Genomic DNA, 21,582 nt, shown 5'->3' with positions numbered 1-21,582 from the left:
CAAAAGCTCCGACGAAGTATCAGTATTCCCTCTCGTAAAAGATGCCGCCCTTGGCTTCACCGGCGTCGTTGGCCTCGCCGCGCAGCTTGACCCCGCGCCCGACATTGAGATCGACCGTCGCCTTGCCCGAGCCTGGCTTGTCACCCTTCTGGATCGTCACATAGGTGCGGTCGTTGAGGTATTTGCCGGCCGAAACCGCCGTGCCGCCCTGCTCGTCCGTCGTGACGTCCAGATCGTCGACGCCGATGGCGCTACGCAGGTTTTCCAGCAGCGACGTCGAGCCGCCAACCCCGGCCAGTTGCCCTGCCGCTTCGGCGAGCTGGGCGATCTGCAGCGGCGACAGGTTTGACATCGAGCGGCCGAAGATCAATTGCGCCAGCACCTCGTCCTCGGGCAGCGCCGGCACCGAGGAGAAGATGAATTTCGGATTTGTCGCCTCGCCCGACACCAGAATGGTGACGGTGGCGCTGCTCGTCGTCGTTGTCGCCGCCAGGTTGAGATAGGGTACCAGCGAGCCGGAGAAGCCAACCGTGCCTTCGGTGAAGGTCAGCCGCTTGCCGAGGATCGACAGCCGGCCGCGCTGCAAGGTGAAGGTGCCGATCGCTTGCGGCGACGAGGCCGGGCCGGTCAGCCTGAGCGAGCCGCCGAATTCGGCATCGACGCCCCTGCCCTGGATGAAGATCTGGTTCGGCGCATTGACCGTGACATCGAGGGTGAGGCCAGTGCCGCCGCCCTTGCCGCTGGTCGTCGGCGGCCGCAGCGCCTTGTCCTGCGCCCGTACAGCACCAGGCGCGTTTTTGTGCTTGACGTCGAGCGCCGCCAGCGAGCCCGGCAATTTGTCCGGAACCGTGATCACCGTCTTGGCGAGATTGATGGTGCCGGCAATCACCGGGGCTGACGTCAGCGGTCCCTTGATCGTCAGGTCGCCGCCGAGATTGGCGGTCACGACCCGTCCGTCCGTATAGCGGCCGTCGACCAGCTTGATCGACAGGTCGGCCGGGAAACCCTGCGCCGGGTTGATGCCGACCGTGCCGCTGGCCGACAGACTGCCGCGCGTCGACAGCGTCCCGGTCAGCCGGTTGATCCTGGCGATGCCGCCGGCAATCGAGATATCGGCGGCGAGATCGTTGACGGCGAGGCCCGAGCGCGCATCCACAAGACGCGCGCCGGAGGTGCTGACGCTACCGCCAATGACAGGCGCTGAAGCCGCACCGCGCACCTGCAAATTCACATTGGCGGTTCCAGACAGCGACAAGCCTTGCGCGGCGAGCTTCTGGCTGAGCAGGCCGAACGGCACGGCGCCATTGAAATCGAGCACCAACGCCGGCGTGCCAGCGGTCGTCACGGTGCCGCCGCCCTTGAGGCCAAGGCCGGCGCCATCACTCACATTGGCGTTGAAGGCCAGCTTGTTGGCGGCAAAGGTGCCGGACGAGGAAACACTCACCGCCCCGACACCAGCGCCTCGGGTCTGCGATGTCTGCACACCCGCCGCGTCGATGTTGAAGGCGACCGCAGGGCTCGCCGGCGCACCCGTCACCTTCACCGTGCCCGAAATCGAGCCGGCGGCGTCGAGGCCCGCCGAGAAACTGTTCGCAAGCGACATCGGCACCCGCGCCAGCGTCGCGTTGATGTCGAGCGCCGTGCCGATCTTGCCGGTCACCGTCGCTGTGCCGCCGCCAAGGTTGAGCACCAGCCGGTCCAGCGTCGTCGTGCCATTGGCAATGCTGACGGTCGAGGCCTGGGCGATGGCGGTCTTGATGCCCTGGACCGTTGCCTGGCCGGACGCAAGCTCGATGGTCGTCGTGCCGTTGGCCACTTTCACGCGGCCAGCGGCCCGCGCCGGAATGCCCTTGGCGGTCGCGCCGCCGGAAAAGCCGGTCCAGTCACCGTCGCGTTTCAAGTCGACATCGATGCCGCTGATCACGGTGCCCCCTGACGTGACGGTGTCGGCGCGGATTTTTCCGGAGATGACGGGTACGGCCAGATAGTTGGCGACCAGCGCATCGATAGAGACAGCTTTCGCCTGAAGGTCGCCCCGCCTGATCGACGCGGTCGCCGCCTTGATCGCGACCTGCGGAGCGCCGCCATTCTTCGAGAAAGCAATCGTGCCGCGCACGTCGCCTTCCGCCTTCTCCAGCGCCAGTGCCGCCAGCGGGCCGATATCGGGAAGGTCGAGCGCAATCGTGCCGACCGGCACGAACTTGTCATCCAGCGCCAGATCGCCGGAAATCCTGTTCTTGCCGAGCGACAGCAGCAGGCCGTTGATGGCGCTCTTGCCGTCAGCCGTCGCCAGAACCGCACTGCCTTGCAGCGCCTGGCCGGTGACATTGCCGGTCAGTTGCACATTTGCCGCCGGGTTGGCGGCATCGGCCTTCGCCGTGGCGGTCAGCTTCAGGCCGGTGATCTCGCGCGATGCCACCAGCAGCCTGTCGCTGTCGACCGTCAGCGACAGATCCGGCGCGGCGGCCGGCCCCTGAGCATTCAACGCGAAGACGATGGCGCCCTTGGCATCTTTCGATAGCAGCGAGATGTCGCTCAGCGCACCCTTGATGTCGGCGGCGAGTTTGTTCTCGGCAAGGCTGGCATGCCCTTGCGCAGTCAGCGCGCCCGAGGCCAGCTGCAATCCATCGACATTGACATTGCCCGACGCATCGCGCTTCAGCGCAGCGCTCAGTTCAGCGCGTTCGGCAAGCATGCCGCGCACCGCCGCCGGCAGCGCCGTCGAGGCGGCATCGGCTTTCAAATTGAGGTCGATGGCGCCGTCGGCCAGCGATACCCGACCGGTGAAGCCACTGTTCAGCGCATCGCTCGTCACCGAGCCGCTGTCGATGGTGACTGCATCCGCAGCCAGCCTGCCGACAACCTTGGCCGTGACCTTGCCGGCGATGAGCGGCGCAACGGTCGCATTGTCGAGACCGATCTTTTCCGCCGATACCGTGCCGGAGATCGGCCCTGTGCGGGTCTTCAAGTCAAAGGCATCGGAATGCAGGGCGACCGCGATGCCTTCGACCTTTGCCAGCTTCGTAGCAACCGAAGACACCCTCGCCGAAATGTCGAGCCGGGGCTGCGCGCCCTGCCCCGCTGCCTTCACCGAAAGCGCCTGCAGCTCGAGCTTGATCGGGCTTTCAGCGCTGCCCAGCGTCAGCGGCAGGCTCGAACCGGTCGAATTGAGGTCGATAGCAAAATCGCTGGCGCCGTTCGGATTGAGGGTGCCGGTCGCCTGGCCGGAAATCTTGTCGCCGGTCAGCGTCGCATGGTCGAGCAAAACACCGCCGGCCGTCGTGTAGCTGCCGGCGGCATCGACAGCGAGCGGCCCGAGCCCGGCCTGGCGAGTCTGGCTGGTTTCGACGCCAGCCAGCTGCGCGTTGAAACGGACGTCAGGAGCTGCCGGCGATCCGCTCACCTGCGCCGTGCCGCCGAGCGTCCCCGCCGCATCGAGACCGGGCGAAAAATCATTGGCCAGTGCTGCCGGCAGCGCCGAAAATTGCGCCGCGAGGTCGAGTGTCTGGCCGGCGGTGCCCGACAGCGTCACCGAACCGCCACCGACATCGAGCGCCAATTTCTCGATGGTGGTCGTGCCGTTTGCAATGCTTAGCGTAGAGGCTTGAGAGATTGCCGCCTTGATGCCGCGAACCGTGGCTTCGCCCGAGGCGATCTCGACGCTTGTCGTGCCGTCGGCGATCTTCACCCGGCCGGCAGCGGTTGCCGGAATGCCCGATATGGTGGCGCCGCCGGTAAAATTGGTCCAGTCGCCGTCGCGCTTCAGATCGACGGCGATGCCGCCGATTTCGGTGGTTCCGGAGGTGACGCTGTCGGCCTTGATCGAACCGGCGATCGCCGGCGCCTTGAGATAATTGGCGATCAGCGCATTGACGGTGATCGTCTTGGCCGTCACCTCGCCACGTGCGATCGACGTGCTCTTCGCATCGATTGCGACGGAAGGCGCGTCACCCTCCTTGGCAAAGCGGATGGTGCCATCGACGTCGCCCGTCACCGCCTGGCCGGCAAGTGCGGCCAGCTGGTCGATGGCGGGTGCCGCGAGCGTCAGCGTGCCGAGCGGCATGAATTTGTCGTCCAGCGCGAGGTCGCCCGAGATCTCGTTGTCGCCAAGCGAGACCAGGAAGCCATTGATCGACCGCTTGCCTTCGCTGGTCACCAGTGCCGCCTTGAGGTCGAGCGGCTGGTCGTTGACGGAACCGGTCAGCGAGACGTTGGCGGCAGGGTTCTCAATGTCGGCCTTGCCGCTCGCCGTCAGCTTGATGCTCTTCACCGTGCGGCCCGAGGCCGTCAGGCTGTCGCTGTCGGCGGAGACCGTGAAGTCCGGGGCCGTCATGGCGCCGCTTGCCGTCAGCGCGAAATCGATGCCGCCGGCAACCGGCACGCCGACCGTTGGCGACAGCACGGAAACATTGCCCAGTTTGCCCTTGATGTCGGCCTGGATATCGGTGCCTTGCAAGCTGGCGGTGCCAGTGGCGCTGAGCGACCCGGACGTGAATTCGATCGCGTTGGCAGCGAAGGAGCCCTGCGGATCGCGAGTCGCGCTGGCCGAGAATTTCACCCGGGCGCCGAGCACAGAGGCGATCTGAGGCGGAAGGGCGGTCGCGACGGCATCGGCGTTCATCTTGAGCTGCATCGACAGATCGGCAAGCGCCACCGTCGCCGTCAGCGAGGCGTTGAGCGCGTCCGAGCGCAATGTGCCCTGGTCAATGGCAATGGCATCCTTGCTGACCGATCCGGCGAGGTCGACGCCGACCTTGCCGGTGACCAAGGGCGCCAGCGTCGCCACGTCGGTTTTGAGACCACCTGCCTCCAGCTTGACGGCGACCGGGCCGGCGCGGTTCTGGATGTCGAAACCGTCGGAATGGATCTGCGCCGCCAGATCGTCCAGTCGCGTACCACCGGCTATGATCGAAACGAAGGAGGCGCCGATGTCGATGATCGGCGCCTTGCCGTCCCCGAACGCGCGGGCGGTGGCATTGTTGATCGCCAGCGTGATCGGCTGCGCCTTGCTGCCGACGCTGATGACGACCGGCGGGCCCTTGGCGGCGAGTTCGACCGAGAGATCGCTTGCGCCGGCAGGATCGATGATGCCGGTGGCGGTGCCATGCACCGCATCGCTGTCGATATTGGCACGGTCGACACTGACGCCGCCGGCTGATGTGGCGGTGCCCGCGACATCGAAGCTGGTCTTGCCAGCAAACAGTGGCTTCAAATTCTCCGGCAGGAAGCTAGCGAAGTCCCCGTCGCCCTCGGCTTCGACATGGCTGCCCTTGTCGGTCGACTGGTGTCGGCCTGTCAGCTGAGTGACGATCCTGCCGTCGACTGAGAACGTGCCGATGCCGTTCCAGTTGGCGAGCGGTCCCGTGCCGGAGACGATTATGTCGACCGGCGGCGCGTCGGGCAATTTGAGCAGATTGGCGATGATGCCGCCTGCCGGCTCTGAGGCCTTGAGATCGAGGTCGAGCCTGTTGTCTGCCGGCGCAAAGTGGATTTTGGCATCGACATTGCCTTGCTTTCCGTCATGACGGGCGACGTTGATCGTTGTCTCGATCGCCAGCGGCGCGGCGTCGGCCTTGAGCATCCCCTTGGCGGCGAGTTCGGCGATGCCGCTGCCGGCCAGATCCTGGCCGAGCGCGATCTCGGGCAGATCGATCTGCTTGATGTCGAGCGAAACCGGCAGCGTCGTCGTGCCGCCGCTCGGCGCTGGCTGCGTGCTGGCCATAGGCAACCGGGCGAGTTCTATGCGTTCGGCGGCGATGCGGTCGGCGCTGAAATTTTTCGACAGCAGCGCCAGCGGCGACCAATCGACGGCCACTTTGCGCGCCACCAGCCAGGCGCCCTCGCGATCCTCCAGCACGACATGGTCGACGCTTAGGGCCCCGGACCAGATGCCGTCGATGCCGCTGACAGTGATCTTGCGATCGTCGCTCGAAGCCAGGCGCGAGATGATGCCGGCGAGATTGTCGCGGCCGCGCTCGGTCTCGGTCAGCACGACCAGTGCGCCGATCGCCCCCGCAACCACGATCAGCAGCGTGTAAAGGACAATGCGGAGGATGCGCCAGACCGTCTTCATCGTCAAAACGCCTGTCCGATGCCGGCATAGATGCCGAAATGCGGGTCGCTCGGATCGCGGTTGAGCGGCAAGGCCGCGTCGATGCGCAGCGGCCCGAACGGCGTCACATAGCGCAAGCCGACGCCGGCGCCGACCTTGACGTCGGAGAAATCGGGCAACGGTTTGGTCGACACGGTGCCGGCATCGACAAACGGCACGATGCCGATCGTGTCGGTGATGGCGATGCGCATTTCGACCGAAGTCTCGAAGAACGACAGGCCGCCGATCGGCTGGCCGGTGAAATCCTTCGGGCCGATGCCCTGATAGGCATAGCCGCGCACCGAACCACCGCCGCCGGAGTAGAAGCGCCGGTCGGCCGGCACGTGTTCTAGGCTGGTACCGACGATCGAACCGGTGGCGACACGTTCGGCCAGCACGAACTTCGAAGCCGAATCCAGCGACTGATAGGCCGATCCCTCGCCCTTCAGCTTGAGGAAAGCCGCGCCGCTCAAAATGTCGTAGCTCGGCTCGGCATAAGCCAGCACCCGGAAGCCGCTGGTCGGGTTCAGCCGGTTGTCCCTGTTGTCATAGACATATTGCAACGGAATGCTGGCGATCAGGTATTTGTGCTTGCCGAAAGCGTCGTGGATGCGGGAATAGTCGAGCGCCAACTCAGCTGAAACCGTCTGGTTCTTGGTCAGTTCGTAGGACAGGCCGGTGCTGCCCTTGACCGAGAAATGGTCATAGGCATCAGGATGTTCGAGCACGGTCTTGACGCTGGCGATGAACTTCGATGCCGGCCCGATCACGCCCGGCTTCTCGAACATGATACCGGCATTGTAGTTGAGTTCGCCAAGATCGTTGCTGCCGATGCCGCTGATCTTACCATCGATGCGCAGCTTCTCGGCCCGGCCGAACAGGTTGCGGTGGCCCCAATAGCCTTCCAGGCCCAGCCCCTCGGTGTTGGAGAAGCTGCCGCCGACGCCAAAATAGCGCGGCTTGCGCTCGCTGACCTGGACGCCGATTGGAATGTTGCCGTCGGCGTCGAGCGTGTCGGCTTCCTTGAACGTCACGCTGTTGAAGACTTCGAGCGCCAGCAGCCGGTCGCGCGCATCGTCGATCTCTTGCGGCGAATATTGCCGGCCGCGCTTGAGGCCCGTCATGTATTCGGTGAAGTCGCGGTCGACCTTCTCGGTGCCTTCCACCGTGGTCGCTCCGTAGCCGGCGACCGGCCCGGCAGCGACCGTCAGCGTCACGTCCAGCGTCGAAGTGGCATGGTCGGCGACGATTTGCCGGTTCGTCACCTTGGCCAGCGGCCTGCCTTGCTCTTTCAGCGTCCGCACGATCAGTGCCTCGGCCTTGAGCACGGCGCCGGACCCGGCGTCGCCGCCTGATATCAGGCCATAATCGGCGCTCATCAGCCCCGCCGCGTCACCTTGCAGCCGGATATTGCCCAGGGTGAATTTCGGCCCGCTGGCGATATCGATGACCACCGGGACCGGCTGCGGCCCCTTGAACTCGGCGTCGGGCGGCAAATCATCGAGCGGCTTGCCGTCGATGGTAACGGTGACCACGCCTTCGTAGCGGGCATCGGCATAGAGCGCGGCGACAAGCTGTTCGCGATCGCTGCGCGCCTTGGCCATCAGCCCGAGCGAGCCGGAAACCGGACGCTCCTCGTCACTTTTCAGCGTCGAGGCGTTTTCGAGCTTCTTGACGAGATCCTTGTCGGCGTCGGGGGCATTGATTGTGACGGCATAGCGCAGCGGGTTGACGATGTCGGCATCCTCGTCGCTGGACGACCCCCACAACTTGATGCCGAAAAGCTCGAACGCAGCCGCCGGCCTTGATTCGGGAACCAGCGCCGCCGAGCATATCACGGCTATAAGCAGGGCGCGCGGAAGCACACGCCCTGGCGCGCGACCTCCTGATATCTGCTCTTCATGCGCCGGCATTAAGACAACCTAGGTTATAAAACTAAAATTGGAATGAAGTTCTGAAGCGCTCGTAAAGGGGCCACAATCCAATTGTCTGAAATAGGACGGGCTTGGAATTCACACCTTTTGCGTTGCCGCAAGAAAGCGTGATCCCCTGTCCTATGGAGGTACTACCGGCCATCGGCCGGAAAGGAAACCGTTGGCAGGCGGAACCCTGCCGCGTCCTTGCGTTGACAAGCCTGACTGAAGCTTGATCATGCCTGGAACGTCAGCTGTGTCTGGAGGGGTGCTATGGCAATGCGAGCGGCTCGTGGTCTGTCGGTCCTGATTCTTCTGTTTTTTGCCTGGAGTGGTATCGCGCAAGCGGCTGAATCCCGACGAATAGCGACGACGGACAATTCCGACTATTTCGGCTTTGATCTCAGATCCGACCAGAACGTCACGCTCGACCAGTGCAAGACGACATGTCTGGGCGATCCGGCCTGCCGCGCCTTCACTTACAACAATAAAGCCAAATGGTGCTTCCTCAAATCCGACTACAACCAGCTGAAACTGTTCAACGGCGCGGTCGCCGGCAAGGTCGTCAACATCGATGGCGATCCCGATATCGGCGCGCCGCCTGAACTCGCCTTCTTCCCCAACTGGATGGCCGATCAGGCCCAGCAATACCGCAACAAGTTGTTGGGTCCGGCCTACATCAAGCCGACCGAAGGGCTGACCGCGCTGACGACTGCCGCCGAGCAATCGGTGCTTACCGGCGACCACCGCTCCGCCATGCTGAGATACGAAGGCGCCGTGTCTGTCATGCCCGATGACGGCCAGCTCTGGCTCGACCTGGCGCGTGAAACGCTGGCCGTGCAACCCGCCGCCAACACTTCCGATGCCTCCACTTTGCCGGCAGACGGGACGTCGGCCGCATTCATCGCCTACAAGCTGCTCCGCACCACCAAGACGCGAGCAGAAGCGCTGGCGCTGCTCGGCAACGGCCTCGACAAGCGCGATCTCTACCGGCCGGCGCTGCAAGCCTACGAAGCCAGCCTTGCCCTGAACCCTTCGCCGGCGGTCCAGGCCGACTATGCCGATCTCAAGGCGCGCAAGGGTTTCCGCGTCATCGACCATACCCTCGATGCCGACACCAGCGCGCCGCGTATCTGCGCGCAATTCTCCGAGGATCTGGTCAAGACCGGCGTCGATTACGCGCAGTTCGTCACCGTCGACAATGCGCCGCCCAAAGGAGTCGAGGCCAAGGACAAGCAGATCTGCGTCGAAGGGCTGGAGCACGGCCAGCATTACGACGTTACTTTCCGCGCCGGCCTGCCGGCGGCAATCGGCGAAGTGACCGCAGCCCCCGTGGTGCTGTCGATCTATGTGCAGGACCGCGCACCGTCCGCCCGCTTCACCGGCGACAGCTTCGTGCTGCCGGCCGGCGCACGCCGCGGCATCCCGGTCGTCACCGTCAACATGAACGCCGCCGAGATGAAGCTCTACCGCATCGGCGATCGCTCGCTGGCCCAGCTTCTGTCGGGCTACCAGTTCCTGCACCAGCTTGACGGCTACGACATCTCCAACATTTCCGAGCAGATGGGCGCGCCGGTCTGGCAAGGCCAACTCGACATCGCCAACGATCTCAACAAGGAAGTCACCACCTCCTTCCCGGTCGACCAAGCACTGCCGCAGCGCAAGCCCGGCGTCTATGTGCTGACCGCCCAGGCGGTCAACGACAACGCCGACGACTACAATTCGATGGCTACGCAATGGTTCGTCGTCTCCGACATCGGCCTGTCGACCTATACCGGCCAGGACGGCCTGAATGTCTTTGCCCGTTCGCTGGGCAGCGCCAAGCCGATAGCAGGCGCCGAACTGACCCTGGTTGCCAGGAACAATGAGGTTCTCGGCACGGCGACATCGGATGCCGATGGCCACGCCGTCTTCAATCCCGGATTGACGCGCGGCGACGGCGGCATGATGCCGGCCGTGCTGATGGCCAAACAGGGCAACGATGATTTCGTCTTCCTCGACATGGGCCGGGCCGGCTTCGACCTGTCCGATCGCGGCGTCACAGGGCGCGCGGCGCCCGGCGCGCTCGACGTCTATGCCTGGACAGAACGTGGCATCTACCGCGCCGGCGAGGACGTTCATGTTGCGGCCCTTGCCCGCGACGGCGCCGCCAAGGCGGTCGAAAACCTGCCGCTGACCTTCATCTTCTCGCGCCCCGACGGCGTCGAGGACCGCCGCATCGTCAGCGACGGCGCCTCGGCCGGCGGCCATGCCGTCGACCTGCCGCTCGAACCCAACGCCATGCGCGGCACTTGGTCGGTGTCGATCTACACCGATCCCAAGCAGGCGGCGGTGGCCAGCCAGATGTTCCTGGTCGACGATTTCGTGCCGGATCGCATCGAATTCGACATGAAGGCCGACAAGCAGGAGATCGCGCAGGGCGAAACCGCCAACATCAATATTGACGGCCGCTTCCTCTACGGAGCGCCGGCAGCAGGCCTGGCGCTGGAAGGCGAACTGACGCTGTCGACCTCGCGCGATTGGGACCGCTTCCAGGGCTTTTCCTTCGGCCTCGCAGACGAGCAGTCCGCAGAACCCACTGTTACCCCCCTCGCCGATCTGCCGGTGGTTGGCGATGACGGCAAGGTGACCTTCCCGGTCTCCGTCGATCAACTGCCCTCGACCACCAAGCTGGTCGACGCCAAGGTGACGGTCAGGATGCGCGAAACCGGCGGCCGTGCCATCGAGCGTTCGCTCGACATCGGCATCCGTCCGCAAGGCCATATGATCGGCATCCGCCCGGACTTCGCCGACAATGAAGTGCCGCAAGGCGGCACGGCCAAGTTCAGCCTGATCGCCGTCGATCCCGACGGCAAGCGCGAGGCGCTGAAAGGCGCGCAATGGACGCTGGTCAAGGTCGAACGCAATTACCAGTGGTACCGCTCCAACAATTCCTGGAACTACGAACCGGTCTCCTTCACCAAGTCGATCGCCAATGGCCAGGTCGACCTCAGCGCCGATGGCGACGCAACGGTCTCCGTGCCGGTCGATTGGGGCCAGTACCGGCTCGAGGTTGAAACCGCCGATCCCGAAGGACCGGCGACCAGCTACGAATTCGATGCCGGCTGGTACGTCTCATCTACCACCACCGAAACGCCTGACGGTCTCGAGATCGCCCTCGACAAGGACAGCTATGCCGCGGGCGAAGTGGCCAAGCTGAAAGTCTCGCCGCATTTTGCCGGGGAACTTCTCATCAACATCGGTTCCGAAAAGCTGTTGAAGAGCGTTACGGCGTCAGTGCCGGCGGGAGGCAGCACCGTCGATATTCCGGTCGGCGACGACTGGGGCGCCGGCGCCTATGTCACCGCAACCCTGTTCCGGCCGGGCGAGGCGCAGGAAACGCGCATGCCGGCGCGCGCCATCGGCGTGAAATGGCTGAAGGTCGATCCGGGCTCGAAGAAGCTCGCCATCACCTTGACGTCGCCGGACAAGACCGTGCCGCGCCAGCAGCTGTCGATCCCGGTTTCCGTGGCTGGCGTGCAGCCGGGCAGCAATGCCTATGTCATGGTTGCCGCCGTCGATGTCGGCATCCTCAACCTGACCAATTACAAGGCACCCGATCCGGAGAACTGGTTCTTCGGCCAGCGCATGCTGGGCATGGAAATCCGCGACATCTACGGTCGCCTGATCGACGGCTCGCTTGGCAACACCGGCAAGCTCAGGACCGGCGGCGACGGCGCCAATATGCAGGCGCAGGGCAGCCCTCCGACAGAAAAGCTGGTCGCCTTCTTCTCCGGCCCAGTCGAGCTTGACGCCGACGGCAAGGCTAGGGTCGACTTCGACATTCCGCAGTTCAACGGCACCGTGCGCGTCATGGCCGTCGCCTGGACCAAGGACGCAGTCGGCCATGCCCAGTCCGACGTCATCGTGCGCGATCCCGTCGTGATCACCGCCGGCCTGCCGCGCTTCCTGGCGCCTGGTGACGCCGCCATCATGCGCCTCGATGTCGCCGACACCGACGGCCCTGCCGGCGACTATGCTTTGTCGATCGAAACGACGGGGGACCTGTCGACGGGCGACAAGCCCCTGCCCCAGAAGCTGACGCTCGCCCAGGGCAAGCGGCAGACGCTGACCGTGCCGCTGATCGCACAGACGGCCGGCAATGCCTCGCTGACCATCAAGCTCGCCCATGCCGACGGCACCAAGGTCGAGCAGACGCTCTACGTGCCGGTGCGTCCGGCGCAATTGCCGGTCACCACCCGCCTGGTGGTCGACCTCAAGGGCAATGGCGGCGCGTTGCGCGTCGACAAGGAACTGCTGGCGGCGAGCCTGCTCGATGGCGCTTCCGTCAGCGTCGGCGTTTCACAGGCCTCCGCCTTCGACGTGCCGTCGCTGTTGATGACGCTCGACCGCTACCCCTATGGTTGCGCCGAGCAGACCACCAGCCGCGCCATGCCGCTTCTCTACGTCAATGAGTTGGCATCCGGCATCGGCATGGCCAGCGACCCCGACATCCATGGCCGCATCCAGGACGCGATCTACAAGGTTCTGAGCTACCAGGCCTCGGGCGGCAGCTTCGGCCTGTGGGGTCCTGGCTCCGGCGATCCGTGGCTCGATGCCTATGTCACCGACTTCCTGACCAGGGCGCGCGAGCAGAAATACGACGTGCCGAGCCTGGCCATGAACCAGGCGCTGAGCAATTTGCAGAACTCGCTCGGCTACGACCAGAGCGTACAGGACCGTGGCAGCGAGATCGCCTACGCCCTCTACGTTCTGGCTCGCAACAAGAAGGCTTCGATCGGCGATCTGCGCTACTATGCGGACACCCAGCTCGAAGCTTTCTCCAGCCCGATGGCCGTCGCCCAGCTGGCGGCGAGCCTGGCGCTCTACGGCGATACGCCGCGCGCCGAAGCGACGTTCAAGACCGCCCTGCAGCTCGCCAAGTCGACCACCGACTACGACTACTACCGCTCCGACTACGGCTCGCGGCTGCGTGACGGTGCGGCGATGCTGGCGCTGGCGGCGGAATCGAAGCCGGTGCCGACGATCGTGCCGGAGCTGATCAAGCTGGTTACCAGGGAACGCGCCGGAGCCCGCTGGACCAGCACCCAGGACGAATCCTGGATGCTGCTGGCGGCTCGCGCGCTGAAGGAAGGCAATGATGCAATCACGTTGACAGTCAATGGTGCCGCGCACGCCGGCGGCTATTCCAACCAGATCGACGGCAGCGACCTGGCCGACAGCCCGCTGACCATCGCCAACACCGGCAAGACTCCGCTGCAAGCCGTCGTCACGACGGTGGCGTCGCCGATCCAGCCCTTGCCGGCAAGCGGCGACGGCTTCACCATCGATCGCACCTACTACAAGCTCGATGGCACTGAAGCCAATGTCACCGAGGCGACCCAGAACGAACGCTATGTCGTCGTGCTCAAGGTCAACGAGCAGAACAGCTGGCCGTCGCGCCTGCTGGTAACGGACCTGTTGCCGGCCGGCTTCGAGATCGACAATCCAGGCCTGGTGTCCAGCGCCCAGTTGACCAACTTCTCATGGCTGGCGCAGACCGATGCGGCCCATCTCGAATTCCGCGACGACCGTTTCGTCGCCGCGTTCAACCCGGCCGACGGCGACCACGACCACAATCTGACCCTCGCCTATGTCGTACGTGCCGTGACGCCTGGCACCTATGCGCACCCGGCGGCAACGGTGGAGGACATGTACAGGCCGCAGTATTCGGCCCGCACCGCCACCGGCATGATGGAGATCAAGGCGCCGTAAGGCGCTGGTGGTGATGGACGCGATAAGCAAAGTGCCCCCTCACCCGCCCTCCGCTTCGCTCGGTCGACCTCTCCCCGAGGGGAGAGGAGACGACCAGCGCCGGCGCCAGTCTCTTCTCCCCATCGGGGAGAGGGTGGCCGCGAAGCGGCCGGATGAGGGGGCATCTTTCCAGCCATGAAGATACTTCGCAAACTCGCTATTGGAGCCGCAGGCGGCGCCTGCCTGTTGGCGCTCTCCACCGCCTCCCTCTGGGAACTCGACCGCGCCTTCCCGCCACCGCTGCCTGCCGAGCTCACGGTCTCGACGGAAGTCCAGGACCGCGACGGCCAACTGTTGCGCGCCTTCGCCACGCCGGACGGCTACTGGCGGCTCGAAACCCGGCTCGATCAGGTGGACAAGCAATTCATCGACATGTTGGTCACCTACGAGGACAAGCGTTTCTGGGATCATGAGGGTGTCGACGTGCTGGCGCTGGCCCGTGCCGCCGGCCAGTTCGCCACCAGCGGCCACATCGTCTCCGGCGGCTCGACCCTGTCAATGCAACTCGCCCGGCTGATCGAGCCGCGCGAAAGCCGCAGCCTCGGCTCCAAGATCAAGCAGATGCTGCGCGCCATCCAAATCGAGCGGCGGCTGTCCAAGCGCGAGATCCTCGAGCGCTACCTGACGCTGGCCCCTTATGGCGGCAATCTGGAAGGCGTGCGCGCCGCGTCCCTCGCCTATTTCGGCAAGGAGCCGAAGCGGCTTACCGTGTCGGAATCCGCTCTGCTCGTTGCCCTGCCGCAGCTGCCGGAAAAGCGCCGGCCCGACCGCAACCTGAAAATCGCGCACGCCGCCCGCGACCGGGTGCTGACCCGCATGGTGTCCGCCGGCCTGCTCGGCGAGCGCGAGGCGGCACGTGCCGCTCTCGATGATGTGGCGGGCCTGCGTCGCACGCTGCCGGCGCTCGCCGCACACGCCGCCTATGCGATGCTGCCCAAGGCCGTGCCCGGCCAGCCTTTGCAGCTGACGATCCGCAAGAGCGTCCAGGAAGGGCTGGAGCAGGTGGCGCGGGACGCGGCCACCAAGCTTGGACCTCGCCTGTCGGTCGCCATGGTGCTGGCCGACTCCCGCACCGGCGACATTCTCGGCGAAGTCGGCTCGGCCAATTTCTTCGACGCCAGCCGCGCCGGCTGGATCGACATGACCAAGATCGTCCGCTCGCCCGGCTCGACGCTGAAGCCGTTCATCTACGGTCTTGCCTTCGAACAGGGGCTGGTGGCGCAGGAAACGCTGATCGACGACAGTCCTGTCGATTTCTCCGGCTACCGGCCGAAGAATTTCGACATGGGCTATCAGGGCGACGTCAGCATCCGCCAAGCGCTGCAACTGTCGCTCAACGTGCCGGCGATCCGCGTGCTCGACGCGGTCGGACCAACGCGTCTGATGGCGCGCTTCCACCAGGCCGGCGTCAGCCCCGTGCTGCCGGTCAACGAGGCGCCGGGCCTGGCCATCGGCCTTGGCGGAGTTGGGATAACATTGCGCGACCTCGTCCAGCTCTACACAGGGCTCGCCAATGGCGGCAAGACCCACACGCTGCATGACGGCACCGAGCCCGCCAATGCCGAGCGCACCAGCGCTACCATCCTCGACGGTCAGGCCAACTGGCAGATCATCGACATTCTGTCGGGCGTCAAGCCGCCCGAGGGCGCCTTGCAGCGCGGCATCGCCTACAAGACCGGCACCTCCTACGGCTATCGCGACGCGTGGTCGGTCGGCTTCGACGGCCGCTATGTGCTGGGTGTCTGGGTCGGCCGCCCCGACGCCGGCGCAGTGCCGGGCCTGTCCGGCTATGTCTCGGCCGCTCCCATCCTCTTCGAGGCTTTTGTCCGCTCGGGCCTGGCCACCGTCCCATTGCCGGGCAGGCCGCCCGGCGTGATCAACCCCAGGCGCGAGGATCTGCCGGTGACGCTCGCCCGCTTTGGCGCCGGGTCGGACGGCCTCGTGCAGGCGACAGTGACCGAACCCGCACCGACCATCATCTTCCCGCCCGACGGTGCCCGCGTCGATCTCGACACCAATTCAGTCGATGCCTCGCCACTGGTTCTGAAATTGCAAGGCGGCCGCGCGCCGTTCCGTTGGCTGGCCAACGGCAAGCCGCTCGCCGGCATCGACCGTCGCCGCACCGCGACTTGGCAACCTGACGGCGCCGGCTATTCGACGCTGACCGTGATCGACGCCGCGGGACGCGCGGCCAGCGTCAAGGTGTTCGTCGAATAGACCGAGCCAAGCGATTCATTCAATTGGCTTTCCGGGCGCTCGGCAGATAGCAGGACATTCACCCATGCCTGTTCCGAGTCACCCCCCTCTGGCCTGCCGGCCAGAGGGGGGTGCCTCGCGCGATCCTTTCTTGTCGGCAGCTTTGCCTCGACGCTGCTCATTTCTAAATAGGCTGGGTGTGCGGCAGGATTCTTCCCGGAGACGCGGGAGGAAAATATTTCTCCATGCTGCAAAGGATCGTCGAATATTTTCTCTAGAGGGGCAAAAAAGGCAACATTCAATGCATCTAATTTCTACCAGTTCGGTAGATTTGCCGTGGGTTCAACGGAGGCAGAAATGACCAAACCTCATTTCAGGAAACTGCTCGGCGCACTGGTCGCCACATCCATCCAGTTCGGCACGCTCGGCTTCGCGTTTGCCGACACCACCATTCTCAACGTGTCCTATGATCCGACACGCGAGCTCTACAAGGCCTATAACGAAGCCTTCGTCGCGCATTGGAAGGCCGAGACCGGCGAGACGGTCACCGTCCAGCAGTCGCATGGCGGATCCGGTGCCCAGGCCCGCGCCGTGATCGACGGCCTCGATGCCGATGTGGTGACACTGGCGCTCGAAGGCGACATCAACGCAATCGTCTCGAAGTCGAAGAAGATCAATCCCGACTGGCGCACAAAATTCGAAAACAATTCAGCGCCTTACACCTCGACCATCATCTTCCTCGTGCGCAAGGGCAATCCCAAGGGCATTCACGATTGGAGCGACCTCGTCAAGGACGGCATCCAGGTGATCACGCCCAACCCCAAGACCTCCGGCGGCGCTCGCTGGAACTATCTCGCCGCGTGGGCCTACGCCAGTGCCAATGATGGCGGCGACGAGGCCAAGACCAAGGAGTTCGTCGGCAAGCTCTACGCCAATGCCCCGGTGCTCGACACCGGCGCGCGCGGTTCGACCGTAACCTTCGCGCAAAAAGGCCTCGGCGACGTGCTGATCGCCTGGGAAAACGAGGCCTATCTGGCGCTCGACGAGTTCGGCGCCGACAATTTCGACATCGTCTACCCGCCGACCTCGATCCTGGCCGAGCCACCTGTGGCGGTGGTCGACGCCGATGTCGACGCCAAAGGCACGCGCAAGGTTGCCGAAGCCTATCTGAGCTGGCTCTATTCCAAGGAAGCCCAGACGATCATCGCCAAGAACCACTATCGCCCGGCAAAGCCCGATCTGGTGCCGGCGGAGGACCTCGCCAAGCTGCCTCCGATCAAGCTGATCTCGATCGACGACCCGCTTTTCGGTGGCTGGAAAAAAGCACAGCCTTATCATTTCGGCGATGGTGGTATATTCGACCAGATCTACAAGCCTCAGTAAGTCGATATTCAGGACGATATGACCACAGCACCCGCGCAGGCGGGGTGGCGATTCAAGCAGCCGAGCGTCATTCCGGGTTTCGGATTGACGCTCGGCTTCTCGCTTGCCTACCTCACCCTCATCATCCTCATCCCGCTTTCCGGGCTGCTCTGGCGCTCGGCCGCGCTTGGCTGGCCTGAATTTTGGGCGATCGCCACCGATCGCCGCACCATCAATGCGCTGAGGATCAGCTTCGGCACCGCCTTCCTCGCGGCTGCTGTCAATGTCGTGTTCGGCACGCTGGTCGCCTGGGTGCTGGTGCGCTACCGCTTTCCCGGCCGCCGAATCGTCGATGCCATGGTCGATCTGCCCTTCGCCTTACCCACGGCTGTGGCCGGCATCGCGCTGACCACTCTCTACGCACCGAACGGCTGGATCGGCAAATTGCTGATGCCGCTCGGCATCAAGGTCGCCTATACCCCGCTCGGCATCGTCATCGCGCTGGTCTTCATCGGCTTGCCCTTCGTCGTGCGCACCGTGCAGCCGATCATGGAGGAGATCGACAGGGAGGTGGAGGAAGCCGCCGCCACGCTTGGCGCCAATCGCCTGCAGATCATCACCCGCGTCCTGTTTCCGGGCCTGGCGCCGGCCATCGTCACCGGCTTCGCGCTCGCCTTCGCGCGCGGCGTCGGTGAATATGGCTCGGTTATCTTCATCGCCGGCAATTTACCCTACAAATCCGAAATCGCGCCGCTTCTGATCGTCATCCGCCTCGAGGAATACAATTACCCCGCGGCAACTGCGATCGCGGCGATCATGCTCGCTTTGTCGTTCATCATGCTTTTGGTCGTCAATCTCGTGCAGACATGGAGCCGCAAGCGCTATGCCTGATCCCGAGATCAAATCCTACGAACCGCACCACGGAAGCCGGTCGGCGGCGGTCACGGAAAGTCGCCCAGCGCGTGTAGCGCTGATGGCTGTCGCCTTCGCCTTCCTCGGCATTTTCCTGGTCTTGCCGCTGATCATCGTCTTCAACGAAGCCTTCGCCAAGGGCATCGATGCCTATACCGAAGCGCTTGGCAATCCCGACACGCGCTCGGCGATCCGGCTGACCCTGCTGGTGGCGGCGATTTCGGTGCCGCTCAACATCGTCTTCGGCATCTCCGCCGCTTGGGCGATCGCCAAGTTCGAGTTCAAGGGCAAGGCCTTCCTGACCACCCTGATCGATCTGCCGTTCTCGGTCTCGCCGGTTATTTCGGGGCTCGTCTATGTGCTTCTGTTCGGCGCCCAGGGGTTGCTCGGCAGCTGGCTGAAAGCACATGGCATCGTCATCCTGTTTGCCGTGCCCGGGATCGTGCTGGCCACCGTCTTCGTCACCTTCCCCTTCGTCGCTCGCGAACTGATCCCGCTGATGCAGGAACAGGGCAATGGCGACGAGGAGGCAGCACTTTCGCTTGGCGCCAATGGCTGGCAGACCTTCTGGTACGTGACCTTGCCCAACGTCAAATGGGGCCTGCTCTACGGCGTACTCCTGTGCAATGCGCGTGCTATGGGCGAGTTCGGCGCGGTGTCGGTCGTGTCGGGCCACATACGCGGCCTGACCAACACCATGCCGCTGCATGTCGAAATCCTCTATAACGAGTACAACGCTGTCGGCGCCTTTGCCGTCGCTTCATTGCTTGCGGGCCTGGCGCTCGTCACGCTGGTCTTGAAAACACTTCTCGAGATGCGCTACGGCGCCGAGATCGCCGCGACGCGCGGGCACTGACAGAGGGATTTGCATGGAAGTTCGCGTTGCCAACGTACGCAAGGAGTTTGAGCGGTTTCCGGCGCTTCATGACGTGTCGCTCGACATCAAGTCGGGCGAGTTGATCGCGTTGCTGGGGCCGTCCGGTTCCGGCAAGACGACGCTGCTCAGGCTGATAGCCGGTCTGGAGCGTCCGACGCGGGGCAATATCTTCTTCGGCGACGAGGACGCCTCGCACAAGTCGATCCAGGAGCGCAATGTCGGCTTCGTCTTCCAGCACTATGCGCTGTTCCGGCATATGACGGTGGCCGACAATATCGGCTTCGGCCTGAAGGTCCGGCACGGGTCGTCGCGCCCGCCGGCGCAGGAAATCCGCCGCCGCGCCTCCGAGCTGCTCGACCTCGTCCAGCTTTCCGGGCTCGAAAAGCGCTATCCGGCGCAGCTCTCCGGCGGCCAGCGCCAGCGCGTGGCACTGGCGCGCGCCATGGCCATCGAACCCAAGGTACTGCTGCTCGACGAGCCGTTCGGTGCGCTTGACGCGCAGGTGCGCCGGGAATTGCGCCGCTGGCTTCGTGAGATCCACGACGCCACCGGCCACACCACCGTCTTCGTCACCCACGACCAGGAAGAGGCGCTGGAGCTTGCCGACCGCGTTGTGGTGATGAGCCAGGGCCGCATCGAGCAGGTCGGCACTGCCGACGACATCTATGACGCGCCCAACTCGCCCTTCGTCTACGGCTTCATCGGTGAATCGAGCTCGCTTCCGGTCAAGGTCGAAAATGGCGAGATCTGGCTCGCCGACCGTCCGATCGGGCTTGCCGCGCCGCCCAACGAGCCCTCGGGCGAAGCGACGCTTTACTTCCGCCCGCACCATGTCGAATTGCTGGATGGCTGCAGCGGCTGCATCGCCGGCACGGTCGCCGCCAGCCGCCGCGTCGCCGGCACGCGCCGCGTCGAACTCGAGATCGGTGGCGAGCGCCAGCGCGTGGAAATCGAACTGCCGGTCGATCATCCCGCGGCGCAGAAAAGCCGGGTGGCGTTCCGTCCCGGCCGCTGGAAGCTGTTTCCGCCTGCCTGATACTCGGTCGAGCGCTATTCCAGCCAGTTCTGGACCCAGCATCGCGATGCGATCTTCTTGCCCACGATCAGATCTGAAGGGTGTCTCTCTTTGGAAGAAAATCCTGGCATCCGGCTGTTTCGGCCGATAACTTTTCTCGCAGCACAACCACAGAGCCGTCTCGCGTGCCTCGTCGCGCACCCTGCGCCACAGCTATGGTTCGACCATAAACCAATTGCATCCGGAGCTTGTTTTCATGAAGCGATTTTTCCTCGGCGTCGCCACCGTCGCCGGCCTGCTCCTGGCATCCTCCCAAGCCTGGTCGGCCGATAAATTGCTCAACGCATCCTATGATGTCGGCCGCGAACTGTTCGTGCAGATCAACAGGGCCTTCATCGCGCACCATCCGGGCGTCGCCGTCGACCAGTCGCATGCCGGCACCTCGGCGCAGGCGCGTGCCATCGCCGAAGGCCTCGCTGCCGATGTCGTCACCTTTAACCAGGTCACCGACATCGACTTCCTCGTCAAGAAGGGCCTGGTCTCGGCCGACTGGCAGAAGGATTTCCCCGACAACGCCTCGCCCTTCTATTCGCTGCCGTCCTTCCTGGTGCGCGCCGGCAACCCCAAACATATCAAGGACTGGAACGATCTCGTGCGCGACGACGTGCAGGTGATCTTCCCCAACCCGAAGACATCAGGCAATGCGCGCTACACCTATCTGGCGGCTACCGCCTATGCCAAGGAAGCCTTTAAGGGCGACGACGCCAAGGTGAAGGAGTTCATCACCAAGCTGTTCAACAACGTGCCGATCTTCGACACTGGCGGCCGCGCCGCGACCACCACCTTCGTGCAGCGCGAGATCGGCGATGTGCTGATCACCTTCGAGTCCGAGACGCGCGGCATCCGCAAGGAGTATGGCGATGACAAATTCGAGCAGGTCACTCCCTCTGTCAGTCTGCTGGCCGAATTCCCGGTCGCCATCGTCGACAAGGTCGCCGACGAGCATGGCACGCGCGATCTGGCAAAGACCTATCTCGACTTCCTCTACACGCCGGAGGGCCAGGACGTCGCCGCCCGCAACGGCCTGCGAGCCCGCGACAGCGCTGTGGCGACGAAATACAAGGCCGACTTCCCCGATATCCGGCTGCTGACCGTGGAAGGCGTTTTTGGCGGCTGGGACAAGGTGCAGAAGGAGCATTTCGCCGCCGGCGGCCTGCTCGACCAGACCTATGGCAGCCGCTGACGGCACAAACATCCGGAGCAAATGAAGAAAGCCGGCACCTTGCCGGCTTTCTTCATTTTGTGCTCCGGCAACCCGGTTTTCAGCGAGATATCGGCGTCATCCGTGCAAAACGTTACAAACAATCAACGTGTTTGCGCCTAACATGCCATTCGGCGCCTTGTTTTCGCGAAATATCGCCGC

The 21,582-nt window shown here is 64.3% G+C and carries 9 protein-coding genes; 7 read left to right on the top strand and 2 right to left on the bottom strand.

From position 1 onward, the window contains the following. Positions 1-19: 19 nt before the first annotated feature. Both X744_RS167795 and X744_RS167800 read right to left on the bottom strand, forming a co-directional pair. On the bottom strand, positions 20-6,073 hold the full coding sequence (locus tag X744_RS167795) for a translocation/assembly module TamB domain-containing protein (protein ID WP_023756929.1): 6,054 nt from the start codon (positions 6,071-6,073) through the stop codon (positions 20-22). A 2-nt stretch (positions 6,074-6,075) separates the two neighbouring features. Next, entirely contained in the window at positions 6,076-8,004 is a 1,929-nt protein-coding gene (locus X744_RS167800) for an autotransporter assembly complex family protein (RefSeq protein WP_023756928.1), read from the bottom strand. A 273-nt stretch (positions 8,005-8,277) separates the two neighbouring features. Between X744_RS167800 and X744_RS167805 the strand changes: the two genes are divergently transcribed. The 7 genes from X744_RS167805 (at position 8,278) to X744_RS167835 (ending at position 21,402) form a co-directional block, all read left to right on the top strand. Beyond that, the gene (locus X744_RS167805) at positions 8,278-13,758 is read left to right on the top strand and encodes an alpha-2-macroglobulin family protein (protein WP_023756927.1); all 5,481 of its coding nucleotides are present in this window, start codon (positions 8,278-8,280) and stop codon (positions 13,756-13,758) included. A 174-nt stretch (positions 13,759-13,932) separates the two neighbouring features. Then, complete coding sequence (gene pbpC / locus X744_RS167810; RefSeq protein ID WP_023756926.1) at positions 13,933-16,014, top strand: penicillin-binding protein 1C; 2,082 nt, start codon at positions 13,933-13,935, stop codon at positions 16,012-16,014. A gap of 336 nt (positions 16,015-16,350) precedes the next feature. Then, positions 16,351-17,376 carry a sulfate ABC transporter substrate-binding protein gene (locus X744_RS167815; protein ID WP_023756925.1) on the top strand — a complete coding sequence of 342 codons (1,026 nt, stop codon included), beginning with the start codon at positions 16,351-16,353 and terminating at the stop codon, positions 17,374-17,376. Between the two features lie 18 nt (positions 17,377-17,394). Then, on the top strand, positions 17,395-18,246 hold the full coding sequence (gene cysT, locus X744_RS167820) for a sulfate ABC transporter permease subunit CysT (RefSeq protein ID WP_023756924.1): 852 nt from the start codon (positions 17,395-17,397) through the stop codon (positions 18,244-18,246). After that, complete coding sequence (gene cysW / locus X744_RS167825; RefSeq protein WP_023756923.1) at positions 18,239-19,123, top strand: sulfate ABC transporter permease subunit CysW; 885 nt, start codon at positions 18,239-18,241, stop codon at positions 19,121-19,123. Before cysT ends, cysW begins: the two co-directional genes overlap by 8 nt. A gap of 13 nt (positions 19,124-19,136) precedes the next feature. Further along, complete coding sequence (locus X744_RS167830) at positions 19,137-20,180, top strand: sulfate/molybdate ABC transporter ATP-binding protein (RefSeq protein ID WP_023756922.1); 1,044 nt, start codon at positions 19,137-19,139, stop codon at positions 20,178-20,180. Between the two features lie 235 nt (positions 20,181-20,415). Beyond that, entirely contained in the window at positions 20,416-21,402 is a 987-nt protein-coding gene (locus tag X744_RS167835) for a sulfate ABC transporter substrate-binding protein (RefSeq protein ID WP_023756921.1), read from the top strand. Positions 21,403-21,582: the final 180 nt, after the last annotated feature.

Source organism: Mesorhizobium sp. LNHC252B00 (assembly GCF_000502955.1).
Taxonomy (GTDB): Bacteria; Pseudomonadota; Alphaproteobacteria; order Rhizobiales; family Rhizobiaceae; genus Mesorhizobium.
Note: the sequence above shows the minus strand (reverse complement) of the source record. Positions and strands in the feature narration are given on the sequence as shown.

Bases quoted from the DNA above. Each gene is read 5' to 3' on its own strand.
- cysW (WP_023756923.1), top strand. From the start codon at position 18,239: ATGCCTGATCCCGAGATCAAATCCTACGAACCGCACCACGGAAGCCGG.
- pbpC (WP_023756926.1), top strand. From the start codon at position 13,933: ATGAAGATACTTCGCAAACTCGCTATTGGAGCCGCAGGCGGCGCCTGC.
- X744_RS167795 (WP_023756929.1), bottom strand. From the start codon at position 6,073: ATGAAGACGGTCTGGCGCATCCTCCGCATTGTCCTTTACACGCTGCTG.
- X744_RS167815 (WP_023756925.1), top strand. From the start codon at position 16,351: ATGACCAAACCTCATTTCAGGAAACTGCTCGGCGCACTGGTCGCCACA.
- X744_RS167805 (WP_023756927.1), top strand. From the start codon at position 8,278: ATGGCAATGCGAGCGGCTCGTGGTCTGTCGGTCCTGATTCTTCTGTTT.
- X744_RS167835 (WP_023756921.1), top strand. From the start codon at position 20,416: ATGAAGCGATTTTTCCTCGGCGTCGCCACCGTCGCCGGCCTGCTCCTG.
- X744_RS167800 (WP_023756928.1), bottom strand. From the start codon at position 8,004: ATGCCGGCGCATGAAGAGCAGATATCAGGAGGTCGCGCGCCAGGGCGT.
- cysT (WP_023756924.1), top strand. From the start codon at position 17,395: ATGACCACAGCACCCGCGCAGGCGGGGTGGCGATTCAAGCAGCCGAGC.
- X744_RS167830 (WP_023756922.1), top strand. From the start codon at position 19,137: ATGGAAGTTCGCGTTGCCAACGTACGCAAGGAGTTTGAGCGGTTTCCG.